Origin of the sequence: Zobellia roscoffensis, assembly GCF_015330165.1 — a bacterium.
GTDB classification, from domain to species: domain Bacteria; phylum Bacteroidota; class Bacteroidia; order Flavobacteriales; family Flavobacteriaceae; genus Zobellia; species Zobellia roscoffensis.
In genome coordinates this window covers 4,692,668-4,708,997 of sequence record NZ_JADDXT010000002.1, presented here as the reverse complement: position 1 = coordinate 4,708,997, position 16,330 = coordinate 4,692,668, and the positions used below count along the sequence as shown (strand labels likewise).

Genomic DNA, 16,330 nt, shown 5'->3' with positions numbered 1-16,330 from the left:
CCCAAAGTCGATAGCAAAAGTAGTGAAAATAATGTTAATTTCCTAACAATTCCTATGTATAGTGATAATGAGTGATTCTAGGATTCATATATATTTTATGCCGGGAATGGCAGCTAACCCTTCTATTTTTAGACATATTGCACTGCCTAAGGACAAATTTGCACAACATCTTTTGGAATGGTTCGTGCCTGAGAAGGATATGTCTCTAGAGGCATATGCTAAAAAGATGAACGAGAATATTCATCATGAGGATGCCGTTTTAATAGGGGTTTCGTTTGGAGGTATGCTAGTTCAGGAAATGGCTAGGTTTAAATCTTTTAAAAAAGTTATAGTAGTTTCTAGTGTTAAAGATGCGGCAGAGTTGCCTAGACGTATGATATTTGCAAAATATACCAACATACATAAACTTTTGCCAACAGGTCTAGTCAATAATGTAGAGCTTTTGGCAAAATATGCTTTTGGGGAGACAGTAAATAAGCGCCTTGCGCTTTATGAGGAGTATTTATCAATTAGAGACAAATACTATATAGATTGGTCTATTGACCAAATTGTTAATTGGCAACGTGTTGAGACAATTCCAGATCTTGTTCATATTCATGGAGACAAAGATGTTGTTTTTCCTATTGACAATATTAAGGGTTGTATTACCGTAAAAAATGGTACACATACCATGATAATCCATCGAGCAAGATGGTTTAACGAGCATTTGCCCACAATTATTTTGCAATAAATGAGTTGTAGTAAAGGGCTCGTTTATTCCTATTTGTAGTAATTGTGTGTTCAGCATTTGTTTTTAACGAAGATATTTCTCGTTAACTTTTGTAGTTTTAAAGTTAAAGCAGAACTAGAGTGCATTTAGTGTAGAAAAATTAGGAAAGAGTTTACTAACTTTGAATAAACCGTACAATACCAAAAAATGAAGATTTTAAAGAATGTATTGATGCTTTTAGGCGTCTTTTTTGTTGTAAGCACTTTGATATTTGCAGTACAGAGTAATGTTGAACCTACCAAAGGCGATGCTGATGTTACCGAAAACGAAAAGCAAGAAATAGATAAAAACGTTGCGGAAGGGTATCGTATTTCTGCAATAGAAATACCTGAGGATTTAAACTTTGCAGGAGAGTCAGTGCCCCAAGATGACCCAGAGGTTATGGAGCGTATTGACCGTGAATTTTTGGTGAACACCTATTGGCAGTCAAATGCGGTATTGTTAATCAAAAGAGCAAATATGTATTTCCCTATTATTGAACCAATTTTAGCGAAAAACGGTATTCCAGATGATTTTAAATATTTGGCTGTTGCTGAAAGCGGACTTCAAAATGTAGTTTCTCATGCCGGTGCGGCGGGGTTTTGGCAGATAATGAAAGCTACTGGCCAGGAGCATGGTTTAGAGGTAAACAGAAATGTAGATGAGCGTTACAACTTGGAAAAATCTACGGAGGTGGCTTGTGAGTATTTAAATAGAAATTATAAGAGATATGGTAGCTGGACGTTGACAGCTGCGTCATACAATGCCGGAGCAGGTGCTATTAACAAGTATTTAGGTATTCAGCAAGTAAGTGATTATTATGATCTTCTATTAGGGCAAGAAACGGGTAGATACGTGTTCCGTATTATGGCTATAAAAGAGATTTTAAGTCACCCGGAAAAATATGGTTTTGATATCGATAAAAAAGATATGTATCAAGCTGTACCTACTTTTAAAGTAGAGATAGATGAGCCTGTATTGAGTTTTGCAGATTTTGCTCAGCAGTATGAAATCAATTATAAGATATTAAAGAGGCATAACCCTTGGCTTAGAGAAGCGCATTTGAACAATAGTTCTCGTAAAAAATACACCGTAGAAATACCCAATAAAGGGTATTATAGAATTGGCAAGTAATTAAATAAAAATATTAGGCCTCAATGTGGTTATATTAAAACCGTATTGAGGCCATTTTTCTGCACTTTATTTACCATCTTTAACTGCAATAAATAGTTCAGGTAACCCTTAGGTCTGTGCGATGGTAATAAAGATGGACTCAGTATTAAGCTTCTTTAATGATAATCTATGGTTGATCCTTTTAATGATTAACTACGGACTTGTTATTGTGCTTTCTTTCTTTATTCTTTTAAAGAATAAAAACCCGGTTAAAACACTTTCTTTTCTTTTTGCTCTTGCGGTGTTGCCATTTTTAGGATTGATTGTTTATTATTTTTTTGGACAGGATTATCGGAAATCCAAAATTTTTGAAAAAAAATATTTTTTGGACAGTCAAAAAATAAAAGAATGGCGAAATCAATTCAAGTTGGACAGTAACGAGAGGGAAGATTTTGAAGAAACTTACGGAGAGGATATCTTTAAAGTGTATAAGTTGCTGAAAAACAATGAAAAAGCAGTTCTTACATTTGATAATGATGTTGAAATATTACTAAATGGAGAAGAAAAATTTAACCGTTTATTTGAAGACCTTAAAAACGCCCAAAATCATATTCATCTAGAATATTTTGTTCTTTTTGATGACCAACTGGGCAGTAAGATTATAGAGATACTAATCAATAAGGCTCAGGATGGGGTTAAGGTTAGGTTGGTCTATGATGATGTGGGTAGTAAGATTTCAAATTCAACTAAAAGGAAAATGACCAAATCTGGAATAGAACATTATGCGTTTATGCCAGTTCTTTTTTCTAATTCTACAGGTAAACTAAACTATAGAGATCATAGAAAAATTGTTGTTATTGATGGGGAAACGGGATATGTGGGAGGAATAAACTTAGCGCAACGATATGATAATACATATGAAAATCCTCGCTATTGGCGTGATACACATTTAAGGATTCAGGGTGGGGCAGTGGGGGCCTTGCAATCATCGTTCTTATTGAACTGGAACTTTGCATCCGGAAGTGAGGTAGGGATAGAAAAATCATTTTTCCCAGAGAATAAACCCGAAGCTGAAAAACCAGTTGCGGTGCAAATTGCAGCTAGCGGTCCAGATACGGATTGGGCCAATATTATGGAAGCTATTTTTTGTGCAATTAGCTCGGCAAGCGAACGTATTTATATTACATCGCCGTATTTCATGCCCAATGATGCTATTTTAACGGCTCTGGCAACTGCCGCTAGAAGCGGAATAGATGTAAGGGTAATTGTTCCCTATGAATCTGATTCATGGGCGGCACAGTATGCCGGAGACTCTTATTTTGAATACTGTTTGGAATCCGGTATTAAAATTTATAGGTATTGCAAAGGTTTTATTCACGCTAAAACCATGGTTATAGATGACCTGTTTTCAACAGTAGGTACAGCTAATTTAGATTATAGAAGCTTTTCTATTAACTTTGAAATAAATGCAATGCTATATAACAAAGGTCTTAATAATGAACTAGCAGCAACTTTTTTTGATGATCTAGAAGAGTGTGAGGAAGTTGATTTAGACCGATGGCAAAACCGTGGTATCTCACGAAAGTTAAAGGAGTCTTTCAGTAGACTTTGGGCTCCTCTTTTATAGGATATTAGATTCAGAAACTAGAATTAGTATTTTTTTACTAACCACTAACCACTAACCACTAACCACTAACCACTAACCACTAACCACTAACCACTAACCACTAACCACGTTAGATTTTCTTCATTTGTTGTTGCATCATTTTTATTTGATCGGTAAGCATATTGCTCTTATCTAGTTTTTTGGCCTCCTGTAAAAGTGTAGTTGCTTCTCTTTTTCTTCTTTTCTGCATGGCTATACCTGCAAGGCTCAATTTTGCCATTGCAATATCATAATCCATTGTAAGACCTAGTTTTAAGGCTTTTTTGAAATACTTCTCAGCTTGAGTCAAGTTTTTCTGAGAGTGTATAATGCCATGTAGATAATTAAAGTAACCTTGCTGTTTTGTGACTAAAGCTGCTTCAGGATTTTTAATTTTACTAAGCCATTTTTGGGTTCCTTCTAAATCTTGTTTTCTCATACGAAGGAAAGCCAATAGAATTATTTCGTTCCTGAAATAAAGAAAAATAAAAATCAGCGATAAAAGAATTAAAAAGATTCCATTACCTATATTACCTTCAATAAATTGATATATGGCGTAAGCTATAATTAGTCCTGCAATGACCAGTTTAAGATTTTTGTTGAACATGTGTATTAATTGTTGATCGGTTCGTTTAAATTAGAAATGAGTTCGTACGTAATGGAAGACTGTATAGTGGTTGGTATTTCTTGGTCTCCCATTTGAGTCATGGTAGATGATCCTTTAGAAACCCCTTCTACGGTCATTTTTTTTATAAAGCCAGTTACGGCATTGGTAATAATATTAGTTTGTTGAGTGCCTTTAAGTTTCATGGTTGTTGCAGCTTCAGTTACATTCATGGTAACTTCTGCTGTTCCTGTAATATTTGCCGTATTGGCAGTAATTGTTTTTAGCGTCCAGATGTTATTGGCTTGCAATTTACCTGAATATGTGTTTTTCCATGTATCCGCTACTTTTACTTTTTTAGCAGGATAAATGAATGTCATTTGTTTGTAGCTGTTGGATAAGGCCTCTGACCCAAATTCTTTCTGCAAAGATTTTTTCATCATATTTAAAGAGAATTCATCTTCAAGGCCAGATGCTTCGGCCATTTTTACAACAAGGCTATCACCACCTTTAACCTCAAGAATATCTCCTGTTTTTGCAAGAATAATATTTACAGGCCTATTCAATAGACTATTGAAAATTTGTGATTGCATATCACTTTCGTTCACCTCTTGCGCATGTACATCCATCAATTCACCTTGTATGCTAGAAGTCATATTTAGGTTTAAGTCTTTAAATTTAAGAGCTATCATATACGTGGTATCTCTTACTTCTAGTACTTTAAACTCTAAAACACCATCAATTTTATTGGTAAGTATATGTGATGCTCCATCTAACTCTTGCGTAATGATTTGTTCAGCACTTTGCTTTACCGTGAAGATGGCATTTTTCTTCAATTTGTATTCAAGTTGCGTCTGAGCTAAAGAAACGGTACTTGAAAGAACAATAAAAAGAATGCTCAAAAAGTTTCTCATAGATTGATTTTGTTGCTAAAATCCGATTTTGGCAAAAGTAATAAAAACCAATCGCTAGGCGGCAGGCATTCAATAAAAATATTTTTCAAAATGTATTTGCCAAAGAGAAAAGTCTTTGTATATTTGCGCCCAGTTTTAGCGAGCGGTTTCGCAAAATTGTATCACACAAAGAAAAGGATAATATAATGCCCGGACAGAAAAGAACATATCAGCCTTCAAAGAGAAAGAGAAGAAATAAACATGGATTTAGGGAGCGTATGGCATCCGTAAATGGAAGAAAAGTTTTAGCTCGTAGAAGAGCTAAAGGAAGAAAAAAACTTTCTGTATCCTCTGAACCGAGACATAAAAAATAATGGTATTATTTTTTAAGAAATATATAGGTGTTACTTTTTATAAGTAACACCTTTTTTTATGTCAGATTTGTACTGATATTTGTAACAATTTATAGCCAAAGATTTAAAGAATACAACGAATGCCAAAAAGAAAAGATTTAAAATCCATACTACTGATCGGCTCCGGTCCCATTGTTATAGGTCAAGCTTGTGAGTTTGATTATGCAGGTTCTCAATCCTTACGTTCATTGCGTGAAGATGGTATTGAGACCATATTGATAAATAGTAATCCGGCTACTATTATGACGGATCCTTCAATGGCTGATCACGTGTATCTGAAACCATTGACGACCAAGTCCATCATTGAAATTCTAAAAGAACATCCTCAAATTGATGCTGTGTTGCCAACTATGGGAGGACAAACTGCTCTTAACTTATGTATAGAGGCAGATGAAAAAGGAATTTGGAAAGATTTTGGAGTAGATCTTATAGGTGTTGATATTGATGCGATAAACATTACCGAAGATCGCGAGCAGTTCCGTGAGTTAATGCTTAAGATTGGTGTTGGTATGGCGCCACAGGCTACAGCTACCTCTTTCTTAAAAGGAAAAGAAATAGCTCAGGAATTTGGCTTTCCATTAGTAATTAGAGCTTCCTATACATTAGGAGGTGCTGGAGCGGCAATAGTTTATAAACCAGAAGATTTTGATGAATTATTAAGTCGTGGGTTAGAGATTTCTCCTATTCATGAAGTAATGATTGATAAGGCTTTAATGGGCTGGAAAGAGTATGAATTAGAGTTGTTACGAGATAATAATGATAACGTAGTTATTATTTGTGCAATAGAAAATATGGATCCAATGGGTATTCATACGGGAGATTCTATTACAGTTGCCCCAGCAATGACCTTATCTGATAGAACATATCAGAAAATGCGTGATATGGCAATTCATATGATGCGTAGTATTGGGGATTTTGCAGGAGGGTGTAACGTTCAGTTTGCCGTGAGTCCTGATGACGAAGAGGAAATTATTGCAATTGAGATTAACCCAAGGGTTTCGCGTTCTTCAGCATTAGCTTCAAAAGCAACTGGTTATCCTATTGCTAAAATTGCTACAAAATTGGCAATCGGTTATCGTTTAGATGAATTAGAAAATCAAATTACCAAGTCAACATCGGCATTGTTTGAGCCAACTCTTGATTACGTGATTGTAAAGATACCAAGATGGAACTTTGATAAGTTTGAAGGTTCTGACCGTACTTTAGGCCTACAGATGAAATCTGTTGGTGAAGTTATGGGTATTGGTCGGTCGTTCCAAGAAGCACTGCATAAAGCAACACAATCTCTGGAAATCAAAAGAAACGGCCTAGGTGCAGATGGTAAGGGGTATAGCAATTACGATCAGATTATTCAAAAACTGACCATTCCAAGTTGGGATCGTGTTTTTGTAATTTATGATGCCATTCAATTAGGTATTCCGTTGAGTAGAATTCATGAGATTACTAAAATTGATATGTGGTTCTTGAAGCAATATGAAGAACTCCATTTGCTAGAGAAAGAGATTTCTACGTATACCATTGCTACGCTTACCAAAGATTTAATGTTGGAAGCAAAGCAAAAGGGTTTTGCCGATAGGCAAATTGCGCATATGCTAGATTGTTATGAAAGTGAAGTGCATAAGAAGCGTACCGAAGAAATGAATATCAACAGGGTTTACAAATTAGTAGATACCTGTGCAGCCGAATTTAAGGCGATGACACCGTACTACTATTCTACTTTTGAAGCAGAGATAGAAAAACCAGATGGTACGCGTTATGTAGAGAATGATAGTATTGTTACCGATCGCAAGAAGATTGTAGTTCTTGGTTCTGGCCCTAATAGAATTGGACAGGGAATTGAGTTTGATTACTGTTGTGTGCACGGTGTACTTGCTGCTGCGGAATGTGGTTATGAGACCATCATGATTAATTGTAATCCAGAAACGGTTTCAACCGATTTTGATACAGCTGATAAATTATATTTTGAACCCGTATTTTGGGAGCATATCTATGATATTATCCGTCATGAAAAACCAGAAGGAGTTATTGTTCAGTTAGGTGGCCAGACCGCTTTAAAATTAGCAGAGAAACTTTCTAAGTACGGTATAAAAATAATAGGTACTAGCTTTGAAGCCTTGGATTTAGCAGAAGATAGAGGTAGTTTCTCTGAGATGCTAAAACAAAATGATATTCCTTTTCCACAGTACGGTATTGCTGAAACGGCAGATGAGGCTTTAACACTTGCTGATGAGTTAGACTTTCCGTTGCTGGTAAGACCATCCTATGTATTAGGAGGGCAGGGAATGAAGATTGTAATTAATAAAGAAGAGTTAGAGTCGCATGTTGTAGACCTTCTTAGAAAAATTCCGAATAACAAGTTGTTATTGGATCATTACTTAGATGGTGCTATTGAGGCAGAAGCCGATGCCATTTGTGATGGTGAAGATGTGTACATTATTGGTATAATGGAGCATATTGAACCTTGTGGAATACACTCAGGCGATTCTAATGCAACCTTGCCACCGTTTAACCTTGGAGAGTTTGTAATGCAGCAGATAAAGGACCATACCAAGAAAATTGCCTTGGCATTGAATACGGTAGGTCTAATTAATATTCAGTTTGCTATAAAAGATGATATGGTCTACATTATTGAGGCCAACCCTAGGGCATCTAGAACGGTTCCATTTATTGCTAAAGCGTATAAAGAGCCGTATGTAAACTACGCAACTAAAGTAATGTTGGGCGATAAAAAAGTGAAAGACTTTGATTTTAAACCAGAACTTAAAGGTTTTGCAATAAAACAACCTGTCTTTTCTTTTAATAAGTTTCCAAATGTAAATAAGAATTTGGGGCCTGAGATGAAGAGTACAGGAGAAAGTATTCTTTTTATTGATAGCTTAAAAGATGATGATTTCTATAATCTTTATGCTAGAAGAAAAATGTATCTGAGCAAGTAATTAGTCTCAGCTTAAAAATAAAAAGGTCATAACAATTAATTGTTATGACCTTTTTTTATAACTTATCTTGAGCGTAAAGCCTTCGTATTTCTTTTTTATCAAATTTTCCTACACTCGTTCGTGGTACTTGGTCAATGTATACATATTTGTCAGGAATTTGGTAGTTGGCAAATTCATGGCTTAGGAAGTTTTTAAGCTCTTCATCTGAAACTCTTTCGTTTTTGGTATTTAAAACCAAAACGGCTAAAGGTCTTTCTGCCCATTTTTCATCTGGAATAGCAATTACGGCCGCTTCTTTTACTTTTGGGTGTGCCATGAGTGCAGATTCTAGAGCAACACTAGATATCCATTCGCCGCCACTTTTGATGAGGTCTTTAGTTCGGTCTGTAATATGCATGAAGCCATCATTATCTATTGTACTTACGTCCCCTGTCCTGAACCATCCATCGTCCGTGAAATTATCTCGATTATTAGTCTTGAAATATGATTTAATAACCCAAGCACCTTTAACTTGTAGTTCTCCCATACTTTTCCCATCTCGCTCGGTTACAGAGCCATCATTACCAATAACGCGCATTTGAACTCCAGGGAACTCAATACCTTGTTTTGCACGTATTTTTAGTTTTTCTTCTTCGGTTAGACTGTGGTGATGGGGCTGTAAGCGACTTACCGTACCCAGAGGCGAGGTTTCTGTCATACCCCAAGCTTGTACGCCTTTAATACCAAAATCGTCTTCCATTCCTTTTATTAAACTTGCAGGGAGAGCGGAACCGCCCACTAAATATTCTTCTAATTTTAGTTTTGGTCTGGGTGGGTTTTTCTTTAAGGCATTATAAACACCCATCCATATGGTGGGTACGCCATTGGCTTTTGTAACTTTTTCTTTTTGTAAAATTGAAATAATAGCTTCTGGCTGTAAATTAGAGGACGGTAATACCATATCTGACCCAGTTATTAAACATAAATAAGGGTACCCCCAGGCCATAACATGAAATTGAGGTACAATTAGCAATACAATATCCGAACTGTTGTAGTTGGCTGCATTGGGTGTGGAAATGGTTAACGCATGTAGGTATGTAGACCGGTGGGTGTAAAGGACTCCTTTTGGAAGACCTGTAGTGCCACTAGTGTAGCACATACCGCAAGCATCATTTTCATTTAATGTTGGCCATTCAAATTCCTCTGGTTGGTCTTCTAATAAATCTTCATAATGAATTGTGTTGATAAGAGTAGTGCTAAAGAGTTCCGAAGCATTGATTATTACATAGTGCTCTACTGTTTCCAGTTTATGGGCTATTTTTTCTAATAGAGGAACTAATGATGCATCAACAAAAATAACTTTGTCTTCTGAGTTATTAATTATAAATTCAATTTGTTGTGAAGAAAGCCTGATGTTTATAGTATGACAAATAGCGCCCAGACTGGGTACGCCGTAGTACAGTTCAACATGTTGATAGTGATTCCAAGCAAAAGTACCTATCATATCACCTTTTGTAACGCCTAGTTTATTGGTAAGTGCATTTGCTAATTGTTTGCAACGTTTATAGAGATTACCAAAAGTGTATTCATGTCTTGTGCCGCTTGGCAAATGACTAATTATTCTTTTGTATTTAAACGCACTATTGCCATATTCAAGAATGGTAGTTGTGGTCAGTGGGTAATCCATTATCAATCCTTCCATAAGTTTAGGTTGAAGTATTAAGTGGTTGTGACGTACTTCTCTAAAGTTACTAAATTTTTGAAATGAACAAGAAAAAGAGGGGAGTTGTGTTCAGTTAAATCATATTGAGTAACGCTTTTGGAGGGGCCTTGAGTGCTAGTTTTATCCCATTTAAAGCGTAGATTCTTGACGAATGATTGGATTATCAGATTGTATAGACTTAGTGGTAAATATGCTAGGTATTTTTTAATGAGACAAATCTGTTTTTTTGGTAAACTAGTTTTAATCGGTACTTTCAGGAACTATATCATTATCTACCATATTTTGTATCTGTTGGCCCACAACGTTTGGCAGGATTACATTAAAAGATGTTCCTTTTCCTTTCCCTTCAGATTCGGCATAAATAGTACCATCGTGTGATTCAACAATTTGCTTGATCATATACAGGCCTAATCCGGTACCTTTTACGTCAGAATGAAATCTTTCAAAAGGAGAGAAAAGCTTTTTTAAAGATTTTTCATCCATTCCGGAGCCATTATCAGAAACAGAGAATTGTATTTTTTCTCCGTTTTCTTGAGCTTTGATATAAACTATGGGTTGTTTTTGGTCGCCCATATACTTTATGGCGTTATCTAGAAGATTGCCAAAGACTTGTATAATTCTATTTCTATCACCATAAATATTTGGTAGGTTTTCCTCAACTATGAGTTTTACTTTAGATACTTTTAATTTTCCTTTAACCAAAGTGGTTGAGAGGGCTACAATTTCATTGGTATCAAGAACTTCATTTTTATTCTCGATTTTACCAATTTTTGCAATTTTGGTGATATCTGCAATAAGGTTGTGCATCGTATCACAAGATATATTAATCATATCTAGGTATTGTTCCAGTTCAGGAAAATCTTTCATAACAAACTCCATAGGAATTAGACTTGCAATACCTTTAATACCGCTTAAAGGACTTTTAAGGTCATGAGAAACAGCAAAAGTAAAACGTTGAATTTCTTGATTTTTTGTGGTTAGTTCATCTGCTGCTTTTTCAAGTTCTTTCTTTTGTTGTTGTAATTGTTGCGTACGTTCGTCTATCTCTCTTTCTAGTGTTAATTGGTACTTTTTTATGGTTCTAACCCGAAGATAGAATATTAAATAAATACCTGAAATTAACAAAACTATCATGAGTAAACGAAACCACAAAGTTTTCCAAAAAGGAGGGGTAATCGTAATATGGAGGGTGGTTTCATTACTATTCCATATACCATCAGAATTGCTGGATTTTATTCTAAGTGTATATTTTCCAGGTTCTAAATTGGTATAATTAGCATTTTTTTTGTGCCCTATATAATTCCAATCGGTTTCGAATCCATCTAGAAAATAGGCATAGTTTACCTTGTCTGGATGACGAAAAGTTAAAGCATTAAACTCAAAATTTATAGCACTAGTATCATACGATAGGGTAATTGAATCTACTTGTGAGATATGATGCTTTAATATATTGGATTCATCACCTGGATAAACTGGTTTGTTGAATATTTTGAGACTGGTAATATTTACTTTAGGTTTATCTTCTCTTTTCTTAATGTTCTTTGCTTCAAATATATTGAAGCCATTACTGCCTCCAAAAATCAACTCGTCATTTTTTGTTTTGTAGAAAGAATTGGAGTTGAATTCATTGCCTTGTAAACCATCATCAATATCATAATTTATAGATGTTTTACTTTTGGGATCAAAGTGAACAACCCCAATACCTGTGCTAAGCCATAACCAATCGTCAGAATCTTCTATAATTCCTTTTATGGCATAATTTTCTAATCCGTTTTCTTTGGTGATAGTTTTGAAAGAATCGGTTTGGTGATTATATTTATCTAAACCAGCTTGAGTGCCAACCCATAAAACACCCTCATTATCTTCTATAATAGCATTGATGAAGTCATTACTAATGATGTGTTCATTTTCTAGGGTGTTATAACTTGTGTATTGCCATTCCTCATTTCTTTCAACTAGTTTAAAGAGCCCTGAAATTTGCGTTCCAACCCAAACATTTCCTCTTTTATCTTCGGTTATGGTTGTAATGGTAGAAACTTTAGTATTAGTAATATTGTTCTTTAGGTCTATGTTTTTATGAGTCTTGGTTTCAGGATTATAAACTTGTAAACCACCGTGAAAAGTGGCAATCCATATACGATCTTTACTATCCATCATAAGGTTAAATACATTATTCGATAGCAAAAAGGAATTTTCTTTTGTTAGTACCTCATAGTTTTTGTTCTCTGTGTTAAACACAGTAATTCCTTTGCCCCAAGACCCTAACCATATTTGATTTTTTTTATCTTGTAATAAGCTTAGGACTACATTGGTATTGAGGTTTTTATTATCTAAACTGTATTTTATAAAAGAATTAGAGACTCTATCCCAATAGTTCAATCCACCACCATCCGTTCCTATCCAAAGATGGTCATTAGCATCATTTTTATCTTGAATAAAACAGTTTATATTATCGTTGTTTAAAGATTGGTCATCAAAAGGTTTGTTTTTTATATGTTGAAACTTATAATGAATTGGGTCGTAAAAGCTCAGACCTTTTTTATAAGGTCCTAGCCACATGATTCCTTTATTATTATATATAAACCATATAGAGTTGCTTGAGACTGATTCTAAATTTTTACTGTCATACTTTAAGTTCGATAATTGTTTGGAGCTTTTTGAGTAGATATAAAGCCCATCATTTTCACTGCCTATCCAATAATCGCCATTTGGTGCAATTGATAGGGATAAAATAGGGTAGCCATCACTTATTTTTTTTCTTTGGACGCTTATTGAATTGTTATTTTCAATTTTTAATTCAATTAGTTCTCCATTGTGTAAACCAATTAAAAATTGAGATGAGTTTTGTTGTATTACGCTACGTATTCTCTGTTTTTCATGAAGTTTTGATAAAACTTGCAACTCATTGTTTAACACCCAAATGTCATTATCGATTATGATTGCAGTTTTTTGATTATCTAGTTTTGCAATTTTCACAAAAAAGTTGTCTTCTGCTTCTGGGTATTTGAATTCTTTAGTTTCCCCGGTGGGGATATGGTACCGGAATAGACTAGTAGTGGTTCCTAACCAAAGAAAATCTGTAGATTTAATAACGGAATAAAAATGTTCTAACGCTAGTTTTTTGCCTTCACCAATGAACGGATAAGACTTTAGAATATCCATTTCTCGATGATAGAGATTTAAACCTTGAACCGTGCCAATGTATAGTTGTCTATTATCATCTTCATAAATATCCTCTATATACCCATTCGTTAGCCCTGGTTTACCATCTACGCTCTGTTCATATATTTGAAAATTTTTACCGTCGTATCTGTTAAGCCCATTCCTTGTTCCAATCCATAAATAACCATAACTATCTTCATACATTACGTTGGCAGAGCTTTGGGACAGACCTCCTGGCAAGTGTTGAAAAGATATGGTGGGTTGATTCTGCTGAGCAAATACAAAATCACAACACCATAGTAGTAAACAGAACCATAAAACTAGTGCAGCCGATTGCTTTGATAAAGTCATAATAACAGAATATGCAAATAATAAGTAGGTTAAAACTTACAATATATAAATGTTATACTGACGATTTGAATTTTTGTTGCCTGTAGGCGGTATGTTGTTGTGAAAAGCTTATTTAAAGGAAATCAGGAGATTATACAATCAATTTTAATTAAACCAAACGGCATAACCTTGTCTTCTAAGTTCTAAGGCTAGAGTTTCTTCCCTTTTTAAGGCTTGGGCTTTAGTAGATAATGGAGCAATATGATGAAAAAGACTGCCTCGTAAATATAGGCCGTATTTTTCAACAAGATTAGCAGATAGTTTGTGTCCTTTTTTATTTACATACCCCGTTTTATGTTGTTCAAAACGTTTTTTAGGAGTCTTGCTGGTCATTCCTACATAAAGGCACTGTAAAACGCCATTAAATTGAGGGTTGGCTTCACGGAAACGCCTATTTTCCGTAAAAACTTTTTTAGAAAGCTCTATTACGTAAACATGATATTCAACTTTAGCCATTTTGAAAGGGATGTTTTTAGTGAGATAAATCCATTTCTTCTTTGGGTAGATGTTTAAAAATGGTACTTAAGAATTCAGGAAGGTTATAGGGCTTGTGTATGATATCATTCATACCGGAATTTAGTATTTCTTTTCTTCCTTCATCCAACTCAACCGCCGTCAACGCTATAATTGGAATGTCCTTGTTAAATTTTCGAATCATTTTAGTGGCCTCCATTCCGTTTATATTAGGCATGTTTATATCCATTAAAATCAAATCATACGTATTCGTTTTGGTTAAAGTTACAGCCTGTGCACCATCATCGGCCAAACTAGAATGAATATGATGTTTTTCTAGAGTTTTCTGAGTTACTTTTTGATTTATTTTGTTGTCATCAACAATAAGAACATGTTTGTTGGGGCTATTTTTAGAAGTATCCAATGCATCAATGATACTCTTGGTATTAGATGTTTTGTTGTTTTTTTTATGTTCTTTAATAGTTAGTTCATAACTGAATTCTGCCCCTTTGTTGGGTGAGCTATTCAAATGAATTTCACTTCCGTAAATGTCAAGAATTTTTTTAACTATAGTAAGGCCAAGACCTGTACCTGTGTAACTATGGTTTTTATTTTCAATTTGTGTAAACTCATTAAAGATTTCTTTTTGCATATTTTTAGGTATGCCAGGGCCATCATCTTTTATAGAAAATTTTGTTCTGTAGGTTCCATTTTCTGTCGCTTCAACTAAGGTTAGTTTCAACCATATATTTCCTTTCTCGGTAAATTTAATAGCGTTGCCCATTAGGTTTATAAGAATTTGAGATAGTCTTATAGGGTCACCAATAAGTTGATTGGGCAGTTTTTCATCTATATGAACGTGCAGTTTATTGCTATTTTTTTGTAATGTAAATTCAAAAGAACGAACAATGTTCTGGATAAGGGTATCCAATTCATAAGGGATTTTTGATAAGGTAATGGCTTCAGCATCCATTTTACTTAAAAGAAGAACATCATTGATTAGAGCGAGTAAATAATCTGCCGAAAATTTTAAAGAGTTGAGATCGTCTGCATAGGCTTTTAATTTTTCATCTTCTTTTAGTAACGTAGAAATACCAATAACGCCGTAGAGTGGGGTTCTTAATTCATGGCTAACCGTTGATAGGAATTTAGTTTTTACCTTAGATAATTTTTCGGCTTTTTCGTTAGCAATACTAAGTTCCTTATTTTTTAATCTTAGGTTTTGAATATACCGTCTTCTTGTTTTGAAAAAGATAATAATGCCGATAAGGGTGAAAACCAGAATTACAATAGCAACAACAAGAGCGGTAGTAAGAGATTTTGATTTAGAAATTAATTCATCTGAATAGGCTTGTTCTTTTAAGGCGGACTGCAGGTCTTTGTGAGCTTGCTCTAAATTAAATTTGGCCATTGCCTTTTCTGTCTCTTCCAGTTTTTTTAGAGTATACGCTTTTTGTTTAAACTGGTTGTGCTTGTCTAAGTTTGCAAATGCTTTTCTATAGTCATCGGTTTCACTATAAAGCTTAGATAAATCTTCATAGGCTTCAATGGCCAAATCCGTATTGTCATTTTCATCTGCAGTTGATGCAATTTTTTCTAATTTTTTTGCTGCAGCATCGTATTTTTTCCTTGCTAGGTAGTATTTGCCATATAGGAGATCCATATATAATTTATCAATTGAATCTACTTTTTGTAAAGAAAGGGTTTCTGCTTTTTGAAGAAAGGTATGAGCATCATCAATTTGGTTGTTTTCTAAATACGTCCAAATAAGGTTTACATAGGTTAAATAAACCTCGTCATAATCTTGATTTTTTTCGTTTATCTCTATACTCTCTTTTAAATATTTTATGGCTTTTACATAGGTCTGTTTATTTTCGGAATAAAGAATGCCTAAATTTAAAGCGCCCCAGGCAATTAGGCTGTCAGACTGTGTAGATCTAGCTAATTCTAACGCTTTCTCAGAATAAATTTTACCTTTTATGGTGTCCTCGGTTTCGGCATAAATACCGCCTAAAATATCATACCCTAAAAACTCATAATAGTCATAATTATACTCATGTCCTTTTTCAATTAATGTAGAGGCATATTTTATAGCCTCTTTGTAATTGTATTGGTCATAGGCATCATTTGATCTATTCACATATGATTCTAAGGTGTCCCGTTGCCATTCTGTTGTATTTTGCGCTAGTACATTAGATAAATGGGAGAGAAAAAAAATAAGTAAGAATGGTCTTAATATAGTCATGAGAACATTGGAGGTCAGTATAAAAT

Annotated in this window: 11 protein-coding genes; 5 read left to right on the top strand and 6 right to left on the bottom strand. The window is 34.6% G+C overall.

Annotation, left to right across the window (positions count from 1 at the left end):
- The first annotated feature begins 67 nt into the window (after positions 1-67).
- The 3 genes from IWC72_RS19180 (at position 68) to cls (ending at position 3,488) form a co-directional block, all read left to right on the top strand.
- Positions 68-730 (top strand): alpha/beta fold hydrolase, encoded by a 663-nt coding sequence (locus IWC72_RS19180; protein ID WP_194530899.1) that lies wholly within the window; start codon positions 68-70, stop codon positions 728-730.
- A gap of 186 nt (positions 731-916) precedes the next feature.
- Positions 917-1,882 carry a lytic transglycosylase domain-containing protein gene (locus IWC72_RS19175; RefSeq protein WP_194527782.1) on the top strand — a complete coding sequence of 322 codons (966 nt, stop codon included), beginning with the start codon at positions 917-919 and terminating at the stop codon, positions 1,880-1,882.
- 133 nt (positions 1,883-2,015) lie between these two features.
- On the top strand, positions 2,016-3,488 hold the full coding sequence (cls, locus tag IWC72_RS19170; RefSeq protein WP_194530898.1) for a cardiolipin synthase: 1,473 nt from the start codon (positions 2,016-2,018) through the stop codon (positions 3,486-3,488).
- A 109-nt stretch (positions 3,489-3,597) separates the two neighbouring features.
- Here the strand turns inward: cls and IWC72_RS19165 are convergent, their stop codons facing one another.
- A complete protein-coding gene (locus IWC72_RS19165; RefSeq protein ID WP_194527780.1) occupies positions 3,598-4,113 on the bottom strand; it encodes a DUF2892 domain-containing protein in 516 nt (171 codons plus the stop codon).
- Between the two features lie 5 nt (positions 4,114-4,118).
- Positions 4,119-5,024 (bottom strand): DUF6263 family protein, encoded by a 906-nt coding sequence (locus IWC72_RS19160; protein WP_194530897.1) that lies wholly within the window; start codon positions 5,022-5,024, stop codon positions 4,119-4,121.
- A 185-nt stretch (positions 5,025-5,209) separates the two neighbouring features.
- Between IWC72_RS19160 and rpmH the strand changes: the two genes are divergently transcribed.
- Both rpmH and carB read left to right on the top strand, forming a co-directional pair.
- Positions 5,210-5,377: a 50S ribosomal protein L34 gene (rpmH, locus tag IWC72_RS19155; protein WP_072991142.1), complete on the top strand. Its 168-nt coding sequence runs from the start codon at positions 5,210-5,212 to the stop codon at positions 5,375-5,377.
- Between the two features lie 119 nt (positions 5,378-5,496).
- Positions 5,497-8,352 (top strand): carbamoyl-phosphate synthase large subunit, encoded by a 2,856-nt coding sequence (gene carB, locus IWC72_RS19150; RefSeq protein ID WP_194527778.1) that lies wholly within the window; start codon positions 5,497-5,499, stop codon positions 8,350-8,352.
- A 55-nt stretch (positions 8,353-8,407) separates the two neighbouring features.
- Here the strand turns inward: carB and IWC72_RS19145 are convergent, their stop codons facing one another.
- The 4 genes from IWC72_RS19145 to IWC72_RS19130 form a co-directional block, all read right to left on the bottom strand.
- Positions 8,408-10,033, bottom strand: coding sequence for a long-chain fatty acid--CoA ligase (locus IWC72_RS19145; RefSeq protein ID WP_194527777.1), 1,626 nt, complete (start codon positions 10,031-10,033; stop codon positions 8,408-8,410).
- Positions 10,034-10,294: 261 nt separating this feature from the next.
- Entirely contained in the window at positions 10,295-13,567 is a 3,273-nt protein-coding gene (locus IWC72_RS19140) for a ligand-binding sensor domain-containing protein (RefSeq protein ID WP_226968091.1), read from the bottom strand.
- A gap of 144 nt (positions 13,568-13,711) precedes the next feature.
- Positions 13,712-14,062 carry a ribose-5-phosphate isomerase gene (locus IWC72_RS19135; RefSeq protein WP_194527776.1) on the bottom strand — a complete coding sequence of 117 codons (351 nt, stop codon included), beginning with the start codon at positions 14,060-14,062 and terminating at the stop codon, positions 13,712-13,714.
- A gap of 16 nt (positions 14,063-14,078) precedes the next feature.
- Positions 14,079-16,199, bottom strand: a complete 2,121-nt coding sequence (locus IWC72_RS19130) for a hybrid sensor histidine kinase/response regulator (protein ID WP_194530896.1) — start codon at positions 16,197-16,199, stop codon at positions 14,079-14,081.
- Positions 16,200-16,330 lie beyond the last annotated feature (131 nt).

Bases quoted from the DNA above. Each gene is read 5' to 3' on its own strand.
- IWC72_RS19180 (WP_194530899.1), top strand. From the start codon at position 68: ATGAGTGATTCTAGGATTCATATATATTTTATGCCGGGAATGGCAGCT.
- IWC72_RS19175 (WP_194527782.1), top strand. From the start codon at position 917: ATGAAGATTTTAAAGAATGTATTGATGCTTTTAGGCGTCTTTTTTGTT.
- cls (WP_194530898.1), top strand. From the start codon at position 2,016: ATGGACTCAGTATTAAGCTTCTTTAATGATAATCTATGGTTGATCCTT.
- IWC72_RS19165 (WP_194527780.1), bottom strand. From the start codon at position 4,113: ATGTTCAACAAAAATCTTAAACTGGTCATTGCAGGACTAATTATAGCT.
- IWC72_RS19160 (WP_194530897.1), bottom strand. From the start codon at position 5,024: ATGAGAAACTTTTTGAGCATTCTTTTTATTGTTCTTTCAAGTACCGTT.
- rpmH (WP_072991142.1), top strand. From the start codon at position 5,210: ATGCCCGGACAGAAAAGAACATATCAGCCTTCAAAGAGAAAGAGAAGA.
- carB (WP_194527778.1), top strand. From the start codon at position 5,497: ATGCCAAAAAGAAAAGATTTAAAATCCATACTACTGATCGGCTCCGGT.
- IWC72_RS19145 (WP_194527777.1), bottom strand. From the start codon at position 10,033: ATGGAAGGATTGATAATGGATTACCCACTGACCACAACTACCATTCTT.
- IWC72_RS19140 (WP_226968091.1), bottom strand. From the start codon at position 13,567: ATGACTTTATCAAAGCAATCGGCTGCACTAGTTTTATGGTTCTGTTTA.
- IWC72_RS19135 (WP_194527776.1), bottom strand. From the start codon at position 14,062: ATGGCTAAAGTTGAATATCATGTTTACGTAATAGAGCTTTCTAAAAAA.